The sequence below is a fragment of the Streptomyces sp. NPDC056231 genome (genome assembly GCF_048270745.1).
GTDB lineage: Bacteria > Actinomycetota > Actinomycetes > Streptomycetales > Streptomycetaceae > Streptomyces.
Genome location: NZ_JBLVKW010000077.1, coordinates 1 through 3,992, shown reverse-complemented (window position 1 = coordinate 3,992; position 3,992 = coordinate 1). Strand labels below are relative to the sequence as shown.

The window sequence follows — 3,992 nt, the reverse complement described above, 5'->3', positions numbered from 1 at the left end:
CGCCGCGCCGGCCGCGTCTCCGGCCTGACCGCGCCAGTAGGCGGCGTCTAGCCGGGTGGCGAGGGTGTCTGGGTGATCGGGCCCCAGAAACCGTGTCTGGTCTTGTGCCAGTTCCGCAAAGGTGGCCGCCGCGCCGGCCACGTCTCCGGCCTTGCCACACTCAGAAGCGGCTTCGTGCCGGGCACTGAAGGTCTCGGGGCGAGCCTGATCTGAGTCGATCGAAGTAGGCGAACCGGCATCTAGGCCGTTCTCTCGCTCAGGTCGGTTGCTGTCTAATGCGACTGGCATGGTGCCGTGTGTGGACGGGGAGCCCGGCGCAGGCTGCTTGTCTGCTATCTGATCGGGGATCTGTTTCTGGTTCTCAAGGGCGGCGGAGGCATCAGGGAAGTTCTCAGCAGCTGCCGCATCCCACAGAGTGTGGAACCGCTTCACCTCCTGCTCTGCTGGTACACCGCCTGGTACACGACTTGCCAGCTCCGATACGAGAAGCTCTAGCAGTCCCCAGCCCGGCAACCGCGGCTTGGTGAACGCGTCGTGGATTCGGCTGGAGCTGGCTACTCCGGCACCGAATGCACGGGCCAGCTCGCGTACCGAGGGCCACCCGGCACGTCGATGCAGGGCGTGCAGCTCGTCGTTCAGCCGCTTGTGCGAGCCGGAGACCAGTAACGGAGCTGTGAGCTTGGGCATGGTCGTCCCCCGTAGCGGCTGTCCAGAACTGTCCTATTGCGTCCTGCGGACAAATTACAGCGTCCAGAGTCGTCAGGGGATGTGTTGAGTCGTGCAGTGATGTCAGCTCACGTCAACGGCCATCTCTGCCGGTCGAGCCTGGGTGGTACCTGATGGACTCATTGAGGAGGACGCAATGCTCGATACGGCTCTCAGCCTGCTGGCTCAAGGGCTGCTGACCGAGTTGCCCGCCAGCTTGCTCACGGCCGCAATTACCGCTCTCTGTGCTTGGGCGATTCGCAGTAGGCGGAAGCCGAGGGAATGAATCCTGCCTTCTGAGGGCCGCGGCGGCGGCCCTCAGAAGGCAGGATTTGTCCGGTCTCAGATGAGTCCGGGTAGTGCAGGCGCCTGGCCTGGGGTGCCCGGACTTGGCTGAGACGTCTAGGGTCCGATTGTCTCGGACGAGTCCGGGTATTTCGGTGTGGGGCATATGCCGTTAGAGCGCCTTCCGCTCCGCTGTCGCGTAGAAGGAGCGGGTTAGGGCTCCGTGTGTTCCAGCATGGTGCTCAGTCCTCGCCGACTTGCAGGAGCGCGACAACGAATCCGCCTCCCCGGCCGGCGATTACGCCGTCGAAGGTGTGCCTGGTGACCGGATTCCATGCGCGTCCGTTTGCCCAGGGACCGTCGATGTTGGAGAGCCATTCCGACCCCGGTCCCAGAATCGACATCGCCTTCGTCGCAGTCCGCCTTGCGTGGGCGCGATCGTGCCGCGGGTGTCCGGGGAACACCAGGCTGTCGGTGGAGAGGTTGACCATCAAATCGGTTGCCGTGTCACGCGTGACCAGGTGGAGCGCCGCCTCGATCTCCTTGAGCGTGGTCGGTCCAGTGGCGCCCTTTACTGCCTCGTGAGCCCAGTCGGCTTCGGCGGCCTTCGCAAGGTCGTGGACATGGTGCGCGAGGTCAGCTCCCGAACTCCAGCACCAGCGCGAGTACACAACCTCGTCGCTGGCCAGGGAGGAGAGGAGTGCTTCGAGGAGATCTGCGTCGTCCATGCCTGCATCCTCGCAGGACTGGTTTGAGCGAGAGCTTGCGAATGTCCCACGTCGCTGGTTCACAGATAGCGACTTATGGCTGCTTCGATGCGTAGAGCGGTGTCTCTCAGTTCTTTGAGGAACCATGGCTTGCTGCTCCTTCGAAGGGTCCGTTCCTGTGGCAGCCGGCGGATGAACTCGGTCCGGAAGCGGAGGTATCCGCTGTCTTCGGAGCGTGCGAGCTTCCTCCAGCGAGGGGAGGCGTAGAGCGCGGTGGCCGCGACGACCTCGGGATAGACGGCGATGTAGCGGCGGGGGTCCCAGACCTGCGGGTGGTTGGTGCCCAGGATGTCGAGACGACGGCGCCGGTCGCTGGGCCGGTATCCACGTCGGACGACGGCATCCCAGAGGTCGGAGCAGTGCTCGAAGTCCCGACCGAGGCCGACCAGCCGACGTACACCGAACGGGACCTGTACGTCTCTGAGCGGACCCAGAAGCGGCTGGAAGAGGAGTCCGCGCCGAAGAACACCAGCGCCAACTACCGTTCCCAGCGCAACTTGTTCGCCGCCTGGTGCATCGAGCAAGGTCGTGTCGCGATCCCGTGCACCACCGCCACGTACGTCGAGTACGTCGCCCACCTCATCGAGCTCGGGCGGTCCCCGAACGCCATCAACGCCGCCATGTCCGCGATCCGCACCTGGATGCCTGAGGACAAGAAGCCCGGCACCAAGCAGGCCCGGGGGATGCTCAACGAGTACAAGAAGGCGTGGGCGAAGCGCACCGCAGTCCGTAAGGCGCCCCCGGTTACCGACGAGCTGCTGCGCGCCATGGTCGCCACGTGCGACCTCCGCACCTCGGCCGGGCTCCGGGACCGGTGCATGCTCCTCCTCGGCCGCGGGGCCCTCAACCGGCGTATCGAACTCGCCGACCTGTCCATCGCAGATGTGGCGGTCGACGACGACTTCGTCACCCTCCACATCCGGTCATCGAAGACCGACCAGGAAGCCAAGGGCGAGCACACCGACATCCCAGCCGACCCCGACCCGTTCCTCGACCCCGTCGCCGCCGTGCGGGACTGGCTCACCGCACTTCACTACCTCGGGGTCCGTGAGGGGGCGTTCTTCCGGGCCCTCACCTCCCGCGGCACCCTGCAGAACCGGGCGGTCGCGAAGGAGCGCGGGGACTACGTCACCGGGGACGCCATCAATGACTGGGTCCGTGGCCGCGCCCACAAGGCGGGGGCGAAGAACTGGCAGCAGATCACCGCGCACGGGCTGTGCCGCGGTGGCGCCCAGGCCATCGCCGAGGCCGGCGGGGACCCGACGAAGCAGGGCCGGTGGAAGCCAGGCTCGGCGGTGGTGAAGCGGGAGTATCTGGACCGGGCCCAGTCGAAGGCGGAGAATCCGTGACTCAAGGTGCAGGCGAAGCGGCGCGAGGAGCCAGCGTGACATCCAGGCAGTACAGCGCCCCTTCGGTCCGGCCATTTGATGCCGACGCGCGGTCAGGGCAGGTTGCCCGTACGGTCGGTGTGGGTGCCATGACAGGACGGTGCCCACCGGGTTGGCCCCGCGGCCACTTCGCACGTTCCGCAGGGCCAACCGCCATGTGTGGCGTCAAAGCATCCAGGGGCGGCCGGTGATCAGCCAGGTGATGACGGCTCCGACGAGCGCGGAGATCAGTTTGGACGGGACGTGGTTCAGGCGGATGTGCAGTCCGCGGGCCCTGAACTCCACCTCCGGCTGCTGCTCTTCTTCCTTCTTGGAGGTCTGGCGCCGGGCTGCGGTGCGCTTGCTCATGGTGTTCCCCTGTCTTCGTGCCGCACGGGTGTTGTGTGGCGTGTGGCGGCACTATGGAACAGGTGGGGGTTAGCGGCGCAACTCGGCTTTGACCTGCGATTTTACCCGGTTCGGGTCGCGTCTATCACGGTTGAGGGTTAGCCACGCAAGCCCCAGTTCCGTGCACGCGCGGGCACCGTTGGTGACGGGGTCTCATGTCCCGGGGAGGGTGTCCTGCTCGACCTCGCGGCCGGCGGCGGCACGGGGCAGCCGGTTGGGGTCGCAGCGCTCGCCGTACCCGTTCAGCCGGGAGGCGAGGAGGGTGAGCGGTGGTACTCGAACGCTCCGAGAAGCACCCGCTCCTGCGGAACGCTCATAACTACGGATTAGGTCAGCGAGATGGCCAAGGTCCTCGATGCGCGGGTCGGCGAGTTCCGCAACCGGCCGTTGGACGCCGACACGCTCTCCACCCGGGCAGCACCGGAGGGGTCCGCCCGTCTCGGGCGGGCCCCTCTGCCGC

General features: G+C 66.4%; 3 protein-coding genes and 1 pseudogene. 1 reads left to right on the top strand and 3 read right to left on the bottom strand.

Annotation, left to right across the window (positions count from 1 at the left end; translation table 11 throughout):
- Both ACNPQM_RS35855 and ACNPQM_RS35850 read right to left on the bottom strand, forming a co-directional pair.
- Positions 1–687 (bottom strand): annotated as a pseudogene (locus ACNPQM_RS35855) (hypothetical protein); the annotation flags it as partial.
- Between the two features lie 545 nt (positions 688–1,232).
- Positions 1,233–1,718: a hypothetical protein gene (locus ACNPQM_RS35850; RefSeq protein WP_418087239.1), complete on the bottom strand. Its 486-nt coding sequence runs from the start codon at positions 1,716–1,718 to the stop codon at positions 1,233–1,235.
- 398 nt (positions 1,719–2,116) lie between these two features.
- Between ACNPQM_RS35850 and ACNPQM_RS35845 the strand changes: the two genes are divergently transcribed.
- Positions 2,117–3,106, top strand: a complete 990-nt coding sequence (locus tag ACNPQM_RS35845; protein ID WP_418087238.1) for an integrase — start codon at positions 2,117–2,119, stop codon at positions 3,104–3,106.
- Between the two features lie 204 nt (positions 3,107–3,310).
- On the opposite strand, the gene ACNPQM_RS35840 is transcribed toward ACNPQM_RS35845, so the two are convergent.
- Positions 3,311–3,493, bottom strand: a complete 183-nt coding sequence (locus ACNPQM_RS35840; protein ID WP_418087237.1) for a hypothetical protein — start codon at positions 3,491–3,493, stop codon at positions 3,311–3,313.
- Between the last annotated feature and the right edge of the window lie 499 nt (positions 3,494–3,992).

Coding starts and splice junctions, on each gene's coding strand:
- ACNPQM_RS35850 (WP_418087239.1), bottom strand. CDS start 1,718: ATGGACGACGCAGATCTCCTCGAAGCACTCCTCTCCTCCCTGGCCAGC.
- ACNPQM_RS35840 (WP_418087237.1), bottom strand. CDS start 3,493: ATGAGCAAGCGCACCGCAGCCCGGCGCCAGACCTCCAAGAAGGAAGAA.